The organism is Novosphingobium sp. (assembly GCF_041915465.1).
Taxonomy (GTDB): Bacteria; Pseudomonadota; Alphaproteobacteria; order Sphingomonadales; family Sphingomonadaceae; genus Novosphingobium.
Genome location: NZ_JAYSBK010000024.1, coordinates 22,286 through 34,785 on the forward strand (window position 1 = coordinate 22,286; position 12,500 = coordinate 34,785).

The window sequence follows — 12,500 nt, forward strand, 5'->3', positions numbered from 1 at the left end:
AAAAAAACAATCGTTAGTCCTCATCATTCGGAGCCGCTAGTAAGGGCTGGAAAGCGGGAGGTACGATGGCCAAGAAGATTTACCCCGACGCCAAGTCCGCACTGGACGGCATCTTGCGCAACGACATGCTGATCGCCTGTGGCGGCTTTGGCCTTTGCGGCATTCCCGAACGCCTGCTCGACGCGGTGCGCGATGCGGGCGTGACCGGGCTGACCTTTGCCAGCAACAATGCCGGGATCGATGGCGAAGGCATCGGCAAGCTGCTGCGTACGCGCCAGGTCAAGAAGATGATCGCCAGCTACGTGGGCGAGAACAAGGAGTTCGAGCGCCAGTACCTGTCGGGCGAGCTTGAGGTCGAATTCTGCCCGCAAGGCACGCTGGCCGAACGCATGCGCGCGGCGGGCGCCGGGATCCCTGGCTTCTACACCAAGACCGGCGTCGGCACCCTGGTGGCCGAGGGCAAGGAATCGAAGGTCTTCAATGGCGAGGAATATATCCTCGAGGAGGGCATCTTTGCCGACCTCAGCCTGGTCAAGGCGTGGAAGGCCGACACCACCGGCAACGTCGTGTTCCGCAAGACCGCCCGCAACTTCAACGTGCCGGCCGCCACCTGCGGCAAGATCTGCGTGGTCGAGGTGGAAGAGATCGTCGAGGCTGGCGCGCTCGATCCCGACTGCATCCACCTGCCGGGGGTCTATGTGCAGCGCCTGATCTGCGGCGCGCCCTATGACAAGAAGATCGAATTCCGCACCACTCGAAGCACGGATGTCGGCTGATGACCAAGCATGATGGACTGACCAAGGGCTGGAGCCGCGACCAGATGGCCGCCCGCGCCGCGCAGGAACTGCAGGACGGGTTCTATGTGAACCTCGGCATCGGCATCCCGACGCTGGTGGCGAACCATGTCCCCGAAGGCATGACCGTAACCCTGCAATCGGAAAACGGGATGCTGGGCATCGGTCCCTTCCCGACCGAGGACGAGGTTGACGCCGACCTGATCAACGCCGGCAAGCAGACGATCAGCGAGTTGCCGCACTCCGCCTATTTCGACAGTGCGACCAGCTTTGCCATGATCCGCGGCGGCAAGATCGACCTGACCGTGCTGGGCGGGATGGAAGTCTCCGAAACCGGCGACATTGCCAACTGGATGGTGCCGGGCAAGCTGATCAAGGGCATGGGCGGGGCGATGGACCTCGTCGCCGGGGTCAAGAAGATCATCGTCGTGATGGAGCACTGTGCCAAGGATGGCAGTCCCAAATTCATTCCTGCCTGCGGCCTGCCGCTCACTGGCAAGAATGTGGTCGACATGCTGATTACCGACCTGGCTGTGTTCAAGCGTGACGATCATGCATCGCCCTTCCGCCTGATCGAACTTGCTCCGGGCGTTTCGGCGGAAGACGTAGCGGCCAAGACCACGGCGCACTATCTGGCTTAATTGTTCGATTAAAATGCCCTTGCGGCATGGCGCGGCAAGGGCAATGATCGCTCCCGATAAAGGGAGAGGATCATGCAAAACTTTCTGTGCGAAATGGTGGGCTGCGAATTTCCGCTGTTTGCCTTCAGCCACTGCCGCGACGTGGTTGTGGCGGTCAGCAAGGCGGGCGGCTTTGGCGTGTTCGGCGCGGCGGCCTACACCCCTGAACAGTTCGAACAGGAACTGGCCTGGATCGACGCGCATATCGATGGCAAGCCCTATGGCGTTGACGTGCTGGTGCCCGAAACGGTCGATGCGCGCGTCACCGGCTTCACCAGCAATGCCGAACGCGCCGCCGCAATTTCCGCAGAGCACAAGGCCTTCACCGCCGGGATCCTCGGGCAATATGGCGTGACTGTGCCAGAAGCCGAGGCACTGCGCGTGCGCGAAGGCGCCGGCATTACCCCGGAAAACGGTGCGGCGCTGATGGAAGTCGCCTTTCGCCATCCGATCAAGCTGATCGCCAATGCGCTGGGCATCGCGCCGGCGGCGATGATTGCCGAAGGCAAGAAGCGCGGCATCCCCGTGGCGGCGCTGGTCGGCGCGAAGGAACACGCGCTGCGCCAGGCCGCAGCGGGCGTGGACATCATCGTCGCCCAGGGCGGGGAGGCTGGCGGCCATTGCGGCGAGGTTTCGACCCTGGTGCTGGTGCCCGAAGTGGTGCGCGCGCTGAAGGCGGCCGGGCAGGATATTCCAGTGCTGGCTGCGGGCGGGATCATGACCGGCGGGCAAATGGCGGCAATGATGGCCGCGGGGGCGCAGGGCGCCTGGTGCGGCTCGGTATGGTTGTCCACGCCCGAGGCCGAAACCAGCCCGACGTTCCGGCAGAAGATGATACATGCGCGCAGCCGCGATACCGTCCGGTCCAAGGCCCGCACCGGCAAGCCGGCACGCCAGCTCAAGACCGCCTGGCATGAGGCGTGGGACGGACCGGACAGCCCCGGCACCCTGCCGATGCCGCTGATGGGCATGGTGTCGGAGCCGAGCTTCGCCCACATCGAAAAGGCGGTGGTCAACGGCAATGCCCAGGCGCAGGATCTGGTCAGCTACTTCGTCGGCCAGGGCGTCGGGCTGGTGGAGGCCGAACGCTCGTGCCGCCAGGTCGTGCAGGACTTCCGCGAGGAATTCGCCGAAGCGGCGATGGGCCTCAACGCCATGCTGGGTGATTGAGGGGCAATGCTTGTGGGTTGTGGCGTAGTGATTAGAATTGCGCCATGACCTACTCCCTGATCACCGCCAACCGGAACTATTCGAGCTGGAGCCTGCGCCCGTGGCTCTTGATGAAGGCGCTGGGCATTCCTTTCGAGGACCGGCTTGAGCCCTTCACCAAACCCGACAATTACGAGGACTTTCGCAAGTTCTCGCCCACGGGGCAGGTGCCCGTGCTGATCGACGGTGCGCGCACGATCCCGGATTCGCTGGGGATCACGCTCTATCTGGCCGAACGCCACGCGGGCATCTGGCCTGCCGATGAGGAGGCGCGGATCTTTGCGCAGGGCGCGGTTGCGGAGATGCATGGCGGGTTTGGCCATCTCAGGAACGATTGCACGATGAACGTCGGCGTGCGGGTCAACCCCAAGCCGATGAGCGAGGGCCTGAAGCGCAACGTTATCCGTGTGCGCGAGATTTTCGAGAGCGGCCTTGAACGCTTTGGCGGGCCATGGCTGGCGGGAGCGGAATTTACCGCTGTCGATGCGTTCTATGCACCGGTGGCCTACCGCGTGCGCACCTATGGGCTGGACGTTGGCAAGGGGCAGGCTTGGGTCGACCATGTCTTGGCCCATCCCGCGATGCTCGAATGGGAAGCCGCGGCCCTTGCTGAGGACTGGCGCGAGGCAAGCCACGAGGCGGAACTCGCCGCCGCCGGGTCAATCACGGCGGACTTTCGGCGCTAGTCGGCAAACAAAAAGGGCGGCCACTGGCCGCCCTTTCGTTGTTCGTCAGCGGCGCAGGCTTCAGCTCAGCGCCAGCTTGAGATCGTCGACCAGATCGGTGCGCTCCCACGGGAACAGGTCGCCTTCCGCCTTGCGGCCGAAGTGGCCATAGGCGGCAGTCTTGCGATAGATCGGCTTGTTTAGGCCAAGGTGGGTGCGGATCGCACGCGGGGTCAGACCGCCGAGCTTTTCGATGCCCATGATCGCCTGTTCGATCTTGTCGTCGCCCACGGTGCCGGTTTCATGCGTGTCGACATAGAGCGAGAGCGGCTTCGACACGCCGATCGCATAGGCCAGCTGGATCGTGCAGCGCGTGGCGAGGCCAGCGGCGACGATGTTCTTGGCAAGATAGCGGGTGATGTAGGCCGCCGAACGGTCAACCTTGGTCGGGTCCTTGCCCGAAAACGCGCCGCCGCCGTGCGGGGCCGCGCCGCCATAGGTGTCGACGATGATCTTGCGCCCGGTCAGGCCAGCGTCGCCGTCCGGGCCGCCGATTTCGAAGCTGCCGGTCGGGTTGATGTGATATTCGGTTTCGCGCAGCAACACCGGCGGGATCACCTCGGCCACAACCTTCTTCACATAGGCGTGCAGTTCGGCTTCCTTTTCGCCTTCGTCATAGCCCGGCGCGTGCTGGGTCGAGACAACGACCGCGGTGGCGGCAACCGGCAGGCTGCCTTCATAGCGCAGCGTGACCTGGCTCTTGGCATCGGGTTCGAGGAACGGCGCCGCGCCCGAGTGACGGTCAGCCGCCATCTTTTCGAGGATCTTGTGGCTGTAATAGAGCGTCGCCGGCATCAGGTCGGGCGTTTCGTCGGTAGCGTAACCGAACATGATGCCCTGGTCGCCCGCGCCTTCGTCCTTGTTGTCACCGGCATCGACGCCCTGCGCGATATGGGCCGACTGGCCGTGCAGGCGGTTGATGAATTCGAACTTTTCCCAGTGGAAACCGTCCTGCTCGTAACCGATTTCCTTGACCGTGCGGCGCACCGTCGCCTCGATCTCTTCCTTGGCGCCGGGGGCCCACGCACCGTTTTCGTAAACGCCCTTGCAGCGAATTTCACCCGCCAGGACGACCAGCTGGGTGGTGGTCAGCGTTTCGCAGGCGATGCGCGCTTCGGGATCCTTCGACAGGAACAGGTCAACGATCGAATCCGAAATCTGGTCCGCGACCTTGTCGGGATGGCCTTCGGAAACGCTTTCGGAAGTAAAGAGATAGTCGCTGCGCATCTGAGGGGGTTCCATATAACAAAAGCTTTATGTCCCCTTCGGTTTACCTGCGACGGCGGCGGCTGGCAACTGCTGAAACGGCAAAAAGAACTGTGCCCCATAGTAGCACAAGCATATTGCCCCAGCGCGCGAACAGCGTGGGCGCATGGGCTGGTGGCAGCCGGCCCGCGATCACGCCGGCGCGGTTCAGCGGAATCGACTGGATCACCTTGCCGTCGGCATCGACCACCGCGCTGATCCCGGTGGTGGTGGAGCGCAGCAGGGGCAGCCCTTCTTCGATCGCGCGCAGGCGCGCCTGGGCCAGGTGCTGGGGCGGGCCCCAGGCGCCGTACCAGCCGTCGTTGGACGGGTTGAACAGATAGTCCGGGCGGTGCGCGCGGTCGGTCACCTGGCCAGAAAAGATCACTTCATAGCAAACCAGCATCCCGGCCTTGCCGAACTTGCCGAGATCCAGGGTGCGCGGCCCGGGACCCGGCCAGAATTCGATGTCGCCGGGAACGAAGCGCGCAATGCCCAGCGGTTCGAGCAGCCAGCGCAGCGGCACATATTCGCCGTAGGGCACGAGGTGCGCCTTGTCGTAGCTGCCCCGCAGCTGCCCGGTTCCGTCGATAGCGGTGATTGCATTGCGCGCGCCCACCGGGCGGCCATTCTGGAATTCAAGGTCGACCGCGCCCGTCAGCAGCAGGCTTTCCTTGCCGATGATCCGCCCGATGCGCTCACGCGCAAGCTTGGGATCGGCGGCGTAGGTGTCGAAGTAATAGCGCTCGGGATAGCCATCGGCGAGGTACCAGGGCACGCCCGATTCGGGCCACAGCACCAGGTCGCCGCGTCCCGGCTGGACCTGCCCGGATAGCCGCGCCGCGCGCTGGAAATTGGCCTCGTACATTGCGGGATCGTTGAGCACGTCCTGCGAGATGTTCGGCTGGACCAGCAGGAAGGGCGCACCTGCCGGCACGGCTGCCGCCGAGCTGCCAAAGCTGGGCCAGAACTGCGCGGCGAGCGGGATTGCGAGCAGCGCCAGCTTGCGCCGATCCTGCCGGAAGCCGGCCAAGCCCTGCCACCAAAGGCCCGCGAACAGCACGGCGAGACCCGATAGCGCATAGGTGCCAAGCCAGGGCGCGAGGCGGGCCGCGCCGGGATGTTCGAAGGGGCCCAGCAGCACGGCGGCCATCGGGTTCCAGGGAAAGCCGGTAAACACCCAGCCGCGCAGCCATTCGCTGACCAGCCAGGCCCCGGAAAAGGCCGTGATCAGCGCCGTGGGGCTGCGGCGCAAGTGCCATGCGGTGAGCGCGGCAAGCGCAGGCCAAACCGCGAGGTAGAGCGACAATCCGAGCACCGCGATCCAGCCGAGCCAGACCGGCAGAGCCGATTGGAAGCTGAACGCAGTCGCGATCCAGTTGAGCCCGATCGTGAAATGGGAAACGCCGAACAGCCAGCCCAGCAAGGTCGCCTGCTTGCGACTTGGCGCGGCGGCGATCAGCGCGATCAGGCCGGCAAGGGCAAGCAGCGCCAGCGGCCATAGCGCCAGTGGTTCAAAACCCAGCGCGGCCAGCGCGCCCAGGATCAGGGCGCAACTGCGGGGGTGGCCCCCGGGGAATTGCAACGCCCGGGGCACCGGCCGTGTCAGTTCACCGATTCGAGCGATTCGCCGGCATCGTCGGCCGACGGCTTGCGCTTGGCGCGCGTGCGGCGCGGCTTGGCTTCGGCGGCAGCATCCTCGCTCGTGCTGTTGCCGGAATCGCTATCTTCGCGCTTGGCCGAAATCGAGGGCGGCAGCGAAGACGGGTCGAGCCCTGCAGGCGCATTGTCCGCATCCTCGCCGCGCGGGGTGCGGTCCTCGCGGCGCGGTCGGCGATCTTCGCGGCGCGGACGCAGTCCGCCTCGGGCGCGATTTTCGCGGACGAAGGGGTTCTCCGGCGGCTCGAATGGATTGGGTTCTGCCGACACTTCACCAGCTTCGCCGGCCTCACTGGCTTCGCCAGCCAGGCCTTCATCTTCGCGTTCGCTTTCGGGGTTGCGCTGCGGACGGCGTTCTTCGCGGCGTTCATCGCGGCTCTGGCGTGCAAAACTGGGCTGGTCGAAGCTCGGGAAATCGCCGTCGACCGAGAAATCGGCCGAATCATCGCCCTCGTCCGCGCCTTCCTGCCAGCGTTCGTCGCGCGGCTTGCGCTGTTCTTCCTGGCGGCTGCGCGCATCGGCGATCACGCGGAAATAGTGATCGGCGAACTGCAGGTAGTATTCGGCCTGCACGCGGTCACCATTGAGGTGAGCGTCCTGGGCAAGCTTGCGATACTTTTCCAGCAGCTGCGGCGCATTGCCGCGCGCCCGGCTGTCGATCCGGTTGAGCTGCTGACCGCCATTGCCACCGCCCTGCCGATTGTTCCGGCCGCGCCGACGATTGTTACCGCGATTATTGTTGTTCAAGGGTGCAAGTTCCCTGCTTCAGCGGCCGCCCCGGTAAAACTCCCGCGCTTTGCCGCATGACCCGTGCCCGGACCGCGACTTGCGGTTCGGGACCCTACATCTGCAAGGATCGAGGCCGGAGTCCGGCCCGAAAGAGCAAATGTTGGAATTGACCCGCGGGACACAATGATTGCCAAGGTCCGGCGCTGGCCTGACTTGGCGCTTACGCGTTGGCACTGCCCTTGCCAAGCGGAATTTTGAATTCGAGCACACGAGGCCGCCCGCCCAGATCGCGGTGGAGCACTACGCTGAAGCCTGCGGCCACGCCGATCGCGCTGACAGCATCGGCCTGGGTATGCCCGATCTCGACCAGCGCCACGCCGCCGGGGGCGAGCAGGCCGGGCAGCTGCGGCACCAGCACGCGGTAATCGTCCAGTCCTTCAGGGCCGGAGAAGAGGGCGCTGGATGGCTCGTGCGCGCGCACCGAGGGATCGAGCGCGGCTTCGTCCTCGACATAGGGCGGGTTGGCGAGGATCAGGTCGAATTGGCCAAGGCCTTGCGCCCAGTCTGCACTGGTCCAGTCGCCGGGCCGCATTTCGGCCCGCCCGGTCAGCCCAAGCGCCCGCGCATTGCCCTGCGCGACAGCCAGCGCACCGGAAGAGCGCTCGATCCCGATCCCTTGTGCGGATGGCAGGTTCGCCAGCACCGCCAGCAGCAGCGCGCCCGAACCGGTGCCGCAATCGAGCACGCGGCGGGCATCGGAGCGGGCGGCCAGTGCGGCCTCGACCAGCACTTCGCTGTCTCCGCGCGGGATCAGCACATCGGGCGAGACCCGGAAGGTGAGGCCGAAGAAGTCCTGCGCGCCGGTGATGTAGGCGACCGGTTCATGGCCAAGGCGGCGCTCGACCAGTGCGGCGAAGCCTTCCGGGGCCTCATCGCGCATATGCCGCAGCAGCAGGTCCGAGCGCGTCACGCCCAGCGCGTGGGCCATCAGCACTTCGGCGTCGAGCCGGGCGGTGTCGCTGCTGGCGGCAAGGCGCTCCGCCGCCGCGCGTAGGGCGGCGGAGACGTCAGCCATCCATCGCCGCAAGACGCTTGGCCTGATCCTCGGCGATCAGCGCGTCGATCAGTTCGCCAAGCCCCGGCCCTTCAAGGATTTCGGGCAGGCGGTGCAGCGTCAGGTTGATGCGGTGATCGGTCACGCGCCCCTGCGGAAAGTTGTAGGTGCGGATCCGTTCGGAGCGGTCGCCGCTGCCGACCATCGCGCGCCGCGCCTCGGCCTCGGCCCCCTGCGCTTCGGCGCGCTTGAGGTCGAACAGGCGGGTGCGCAGCACCTGCATCGCCTTGGCCTTGTTCTTGTGCTGGCTGCGCTCGTCCTGGCAGATCACGACAAGGCCGGTCGGCAGGTGGGTGATGCGCACCGCCGAATCGGTGGTGTTGACGTGCTGCCCGCCCGCGCCCGATGCGCGGTAGATGTCGATCTTGAGGTCCTTGTCCTCGATCGCGACATCGACCTCGTCCGGTTCCGGCAGGACTGCGACGGTGGCGGCAGAGGTGTGGATGCGCCCGCCGCTTTCTGTCACGGGCACGCGCTGCACGCGGTGGACGCCGCTTTCGAACTTCAGCTTGGCAAAGACCCCTGAGCCGGCGACGTTGGCGACCACTTCCTTGAAACCGCCAATATCGCTGGCATTGGCGCTGACCACCTCGACCCGCCAGCCCTGTTCGGCGGCATAGCGTTCGTACATCCTGAGCAGATCGGCGGCGAACAGCGCGGCCTCGTCGCCTCCGGTCCCGGCGCGGATTTCGAGCATCGCGGGGCGGCTGTCGGCGCTGTCGCGCGGCAGCATGGCGATCGACAGCCGGTGTTCGGCCTCTGGAAGCTCGGACTTGAGCCGGGCGATTTCTTCCTCGGCCAGCTCGCGCATCTCCGGATCGTCAAGCGCGGCCAGCGCCGCGAGTTCCCCGCGCATCGCGGTTACCTCTTCGGCCACGCGGGCAACGGGTTCCAGCTCCGCGAAATCGCGGCTCGCGGCGACGAAGTCCTTGCCCTCGAGCGTGCCCGAGGCGAGCCGCGCTTCAAGCTGGGCGAAGCGGGCGGCGATCTGGGCAAGGCGGGCGTCGGAAACGCTCACGCCTGAAGCTTTTCCAGAATGGCCGAGACGCGCACCTGATCCTGCGAATAGCCCGACGAGCGCGCATTGCAGACCAGCTTGCCATCGCGGATCGAAACACCGACCAGCACCTTGGCGTTAATCTTGGATGCCTTGTCGAAGCGCTTGCGCGGACTGCCGGTCGCGATCATGTCGGCCGACAGGCCGCCCGAGCGCAGCGCTTTGAGCGCCTTGACCCCGAACGCAACCGCGCTGTCGTCCTCGATCGCGAGGATCACGTCGAGCACGTCGGCGCCCACCGCGCCCGCATCCTGCACCAGCATCGCCAGCCGCTCGATCCCCGCCGCCCAGCCGACTGCGGGCGTGAAGGGGCCGCCAAGGCTTTCCATCAGCCCGTCATAGCGCCCGCCGCCGAGCACGGTGCCCTGCGCGCCCAGCCGGTCGGTGACGAATTCGAAGGCGGTGTGACGGTAATAGTCGAGCCCGCGCACCAGCGCCGGGGCGCGGGTCCAGGCGACTCCGGCGGCATCCAGCCCTTCGGTGACCTTGGCGAAGAAGGCCTGGGCTTCGTCCGAGAGGAAATCGTCGATCTTCGGGGCATCGGCCACGAACACCTTGTCGCGCGGGTCCTTGCTGTCGAGAATGCGCAGCGGGTTGCGTTCCAGCCGGTCCTGCGAATCTTCGGACAATTCGCCCCTCACGGCACGGAAATAGTCGATCAGCGCCAGGCGCCAGGCCTCGCGGCTGGCCCCGTCGCCCAGCGTGTTGAGCATCAGGGTGACGCCGTCGGCAATGCCCAGTTCCTTGAGCAGCTGGTCGGCCATGGCCAGCAGTTCGACGTCGGCCTGCGGTTCGCCCGCGCCAAGGATTTCGGCGTCGAGCTGGTGGAACTGGCGGTAGCGGCCCTTTTGCGGGCGTTCATAGCGGAACAGCGGGCCGTGGGTCGCAACCTTCAGCGGCGCGTGCTGCTGCCAGCCGTTGGTCAGGAACGCGCGGGCGATTCCGGCGGTGAATTCGGGCCGCAGGGTCAGCGATTCGCCGCCGCGGTCCTCGAACGAGTACATTTCCTTGGAAACGACGTCGGTCGTCTCGCCGATGGAGCGGCTGAACACCTCGGTCTTTTCGAACACCGGCATTTCGACCCGGCGGAAGCGATAGAGGCGGCGCACGCGCTCGAAGGTCTCGACGACATGGGCAAACGCCTCGGCGTCGGGGCCGAAAATGTCCTGGGTTCCGCGGATAGCCTGTGGTGTGCTCATGGTAGCGCCCCTTAGCATCGCGCGAAAAAGTGGGAACCGGTTTTTCGCAATCGGCGATGCGCTAGCAAGGGCGCCGGTTTGTCGTCGGTCGAAAAGACATCGCGCAATGTTGCGGCGCGCGCCTCGCCTTGCCATGACGGCGCGATGATCAAGCTTGCCAAGCCTGCCAATCTCTTCCTTGCCGCAATTGCACTCAGCGCCAGCGCGGCCGCCCTTGCCGCCAATTCGGCTCCGCAAGCGGTACCGATTGTCCAGACGATTCCCGATGCGGTCGACCGGCCCTATCCCGGCGGAACGATCCTGCTCGATATCGACGCGAGTGACACCGCGCGGTCGGTGTTCCGCGTGACGCAGACTATCCCGGTTGCGGCGGGCACCCGGCACCTGACGCTGCTCTATCCCAAGTGGCTGCCCGGCAACCATTCGCCGCGCGGGCCGCTGGCCGAGCTGGTCGACCTGAAGTTCGAGGCCGACGGCAAGCCGATTGCCTGGCGACGCGATCCGGTGGAGCTCTATGCCTTCCATCTCGAGCTGCCTGCCGGGACCCGTGCCGTCACGGCGCGTTTCATCCACACCGCGCCGCTGCAGGACAGCGAAGGGCGCGTCACGATCACGCCCGAAATCATCAACCTGCAATGGGAGAAGATGAGCCTTTATCCCGCCGGCTATTACGTGCGCCAGATCCGTTATCGCCCGACTGTGACCTTCCCGCAGGGCTGGACCGCGGCAACCGCGCTTGACGGGGTAAAGGTGGCCGGAAACCGCTGGACGTGGGGCGATGTCGCCTATGACACGCTGGTCGATTCACCGATCTTTGCCGGCAAGTATTTTCGCAAGTGGGACTTGGGCAACGGCGTGACGCTCAACGTTGTGGCCGACAAGCCCGATCAGCTCGCCGCCGGGCCGCAGCAGATCGCCGCTCACCGCGCGCTGGTGGATGAGGCGCTGCTGGCCTTTGGGGCGAAGCATTTCGACCATTACGAATTCCTGCTGGCGCTCTCCAGCAATCTCGGCGGGATCGGGCTTGAGCATCACCGCTCGAGCGAAAACCAGATGGACCCCAGCCTGTTCCTCAACTGGGCCGCGAACGAGGCGGACCGCGACCTGCTGCCGCACGAATTCAGCCACTCGTGGGCCGGCAAGTTCCGCCGCCCGGCGCGGCTGTGGACCCCCGATTACCGTCAGCCGATGCAGGACGATCTGCTCTGGGCCTATGAAGGGCAGGACGAGTTCTGGGGGCTGGTGCTTTCGGCGCGCTCGGGCATGCAGTCGAAGGACATGGTGCTGGGCCAACTGGCGAGCGTGGCGGGCAAGTATTCCGAATGGCCGGGGCGGCGCTGGCGCTCGGTCGAGGATACGGGCTTCGATCCGGCCTTCGCCTATCACAAGCCCAAACCCTATCCCTCGATCGCGCGCGGGACGGACTATTACAGCGAAGGCGCGCTCGTCTGGCTGGAGATCGACCAGATCATCCGCGCAGGCACGGGCGGCACCAAGAACATCGAGGACTTCGCCCGTGCCTTCCTGGGCGTGCGCGACGGCGATTGGGGCGAGCTGACCTTCGAGATGAGCGACATCGTTGCCACGCTGAACGAAGTCTATCCCTACGACTGGAACGCCTTTCTGCGCGCGCGCATGATGACGCCGGGTCAGCCAGCGCCGATCCGCGGGATCGAGCTGGGCGGCTACAAGCTGGTCTGGAAGGAGGACCCCAACCCTTACGACGGGGCCAAGATGGCGGGCAGCCGCACGCTCAACCTGTCCTATTCGCTGGGCCTGACGCTGGACCGAGAAGGGCGCGTCACGGCCACCCAGTGGGATAGCCCGGCCTTCAATGCCGGGATTGTGACCGGCGCCAAGGTCGTCGCGGTCAATGGTATCGCCTACAGCCACGAAGGGCTGAAATCGGCGATCTCACTGGCCAAGTCGGGCGGGCCGCTGCAGCTGCTGGTCCAGCGCGGTGACCGGTTCGAAACGGTCAGCATCGCCTATACCGGCGGGCTGCGCTGGCCATGGATCGAGCGCGCCGCCCCCGGGACGGCACCCACCGGGCTCGACCAGCTGCTCGCGCCCAAGCGGGTTGGCGCGC

Annotated in this window: 11 protein-coding genes; 5 read left to right on the top strand and 6 right to left on the bottom strand. The window is 65.8% G+C overall.

The window, feature by feature from the left end; all coding sequences use genetic code 11:
• Positions 1-65 precede the first annotated feature (65 nt).
• From ACE3SN_RS06410 to ACE3SN_RS06425, 4 genes are all read left to right on the top strand, one after another.
• Positions 66-776 carry a CoA transferase subunit A gene (locus ACE3SN_RS06410; protein ID WP_374528585.1) on the top strand — a complete coding sequence of 237 codons (711 nt, stop codon included), beginning with the start codon at positions 66-68 and terminating at the stop codon, positions 774-776.
• Positions 776-1,435 carry a CoA transferase subunit B gene (locus ACE3SN_RS06415; RefSeq protein ID WP_374528586.1) on the top strand — a complete coding sequence of 220 codons (660 nt, stop codon included), beginning with the start codon at positions 776-778 and terminating at the stop codon, positions 1,433-1,435. Before ACE3SN_RS06410 ends, ACE3SN_RS06415 begins: the two co-directional genes overlap by 1 nt.
• 72 nt (positions 1,436-1,507) lie before the next feature.
• A complete protein-coding gene (locus ACE3SN_RS06420) occupies positions 1,508-2,644 on the top strand; it encodes an NAD(P)H-dependent flavin oxidoreductase (protein ID WP_374528587.1) in 1,137 nt (378 codons plus the stop codon).
• Positions 2,645-2,688: 44 nt separating this feature from the next.
• Positions 2,689-3,369, top strand: a complete 681-nt coding sequence (locus ACE3SN_RS06425; RefSeq protein WP_374528588.1) for a glutathione S-transferase family protein — start codon at positions 2,689-2,691, stop codon at positions 3,367-3,369.
• Positions 3,370-3,429: 60 nt separating this feature from the next.
• Here the strand turns inward: ACE3SN_RS06425 and metK are convergent, their stop codons facing one another.
• The 6 genes from metK to hisS all read right to left on the bottom strand — a co-directional run bounded on the left by metK (position 3,430) and on the right by hisS (position 10,411).
• Positions 3,430-4,635 carry a methionine adenosyltransferase gene (metK, locus tag ACE3SN_RS06430; RefSeq protein WP_374528589.1) on the bottom strand — a complete coding sequence of 402 codons (1,206 nt, stop codon included), beginning with the start codon at positions 4,633-4,635 and terminating at the stop codon, positions 3,430-3,432.
• Positions 4,636-4,678: 43 nt separating this feature from the next.
• Positions 4,679-6,238: an apolipoprotein N-acyltransferase gene (gene lnt / locus ACE3SN_RS06435; RefSeq protein WP_374528591.1), complete on the bottom strand. Its 1,560-nt coding sequence runs from the start codon at positions 6,236-6,238 to the stop codon at positions 4,679-4,681.
• Between the two features lie 20 nt (positions 6,239-6,258).
• Positions 6,259-7,059, bottom strand: a complete 801-nt coding sequence (locus ACE3SN_RS06440) for a DUF4167 domain-containing protein (RefSeq protein ID WP_374528592.1) — start codon at positions 7,057-7,059, stop codon at positions 6,259-6,261.
• 202 nt (positions 7,060-7,261) lie between these two features.
• Positions 7,262-8,116, bottom strand: a complete 855-nt coding sequence (gene prmC, locus ACE3SN_RS06445; protein WP_374528593.1) for a peptide chain release factor N(5)-glutamine methyltransferase — start codon at positions 8,114-8,116, stop codon at positions 7,262-7,264.
• Positions 8,109-9,173 carry a peptide chain release factor 1 gene (gene prfA, locus ACE3SN_RS06450; RefSeq protein ID WP_374528594.1) on the bottom strand — a complete coding sequence of 355 codons (1,065 nt, stop codon included), beginning with the start codon at positions 9,171-9,173 and terminating at the stop codon, positions 8,109-8,111. Before prfA ends, prmC begins: the two co-directional genes overlap by 8 nt.
• Positions 9,170-10,411 (bottom strand): histidine--tRNA ligase, encoded by a 1,242-nt coding sequence (gene hisS, locus ACE3SN_RS06455; RefSeq protein ID WP_374528595.1) that lies wholly within the window; start codon positions 10,409-10,411, stop codon positions 9,170-9,172. Before hisS ends, prfA begins: the two co-directional genes overlap by 4 nt.
• 144 nt (positions 10,412-10,555) lie before the next feature.
• Here hisS and ACE3SN_RS06460 point away from each other — a divergent pair.
• Positions 10,556-12,500: M61 family metallopeptidase (locus ACE3SN_RS06460; RefSeq protein ID WP_374528596.1), on the top strand; the 1,945-nt coding region annotated here is incomplete at its 3' end.

Bases quoted from the DNA above. Each gene is read 5' to 3' on its own strand.
- ACE3SN_RS06415 (WP_374528586.1), top strand. From the start codon at position 776: ATGACCAAGCATGATGGACTGACCAAGGGCTGGAGCCGCGACCAGATG.
- hisS (WP_374528595.1), bottom strand. From the start codon at position 10,411: ATGAGCACACCACAGGCTATCCGCGGAACCCAGGACATTTTCGGCCCC.
- ACE3SN_RS06425 (WP_374528588.1), top strand. From the start codon at position 2,689: ATGACCTACTCCCTGATCACCGCCAACCGGAACTATTCGAGCTGGAGC.
- ACE3SN_RS06410 (WP_374528585.1), top strand. From the start codon at position 66: ATGGCCAAGAAGATTTACCCCGACGCCAAGTCCGCACTGGACGGCATC.
- metK (WP_374528589.1), bottom strand. From the start codon at position 4,635: ATGCGCAGCGACTATCTCTTTACTTCCGAAAGCGTTTCCGAAGGCCAT.
- ACE3SN_RS06420 (WP_374528587.1), top strand. From the start codon at position 1,508: ATGCAAAACTTTCTGTGCGAAATGGTGGGCTGCGAATTTCCGCTGTTT.
- prmC (WP_374528593.1), bottom strand. From the start codon at position 8,116: ATGGCTGACGTCTCCGCCGCCCTACGCGCGGCGGCGGAGCGCCTTGCC.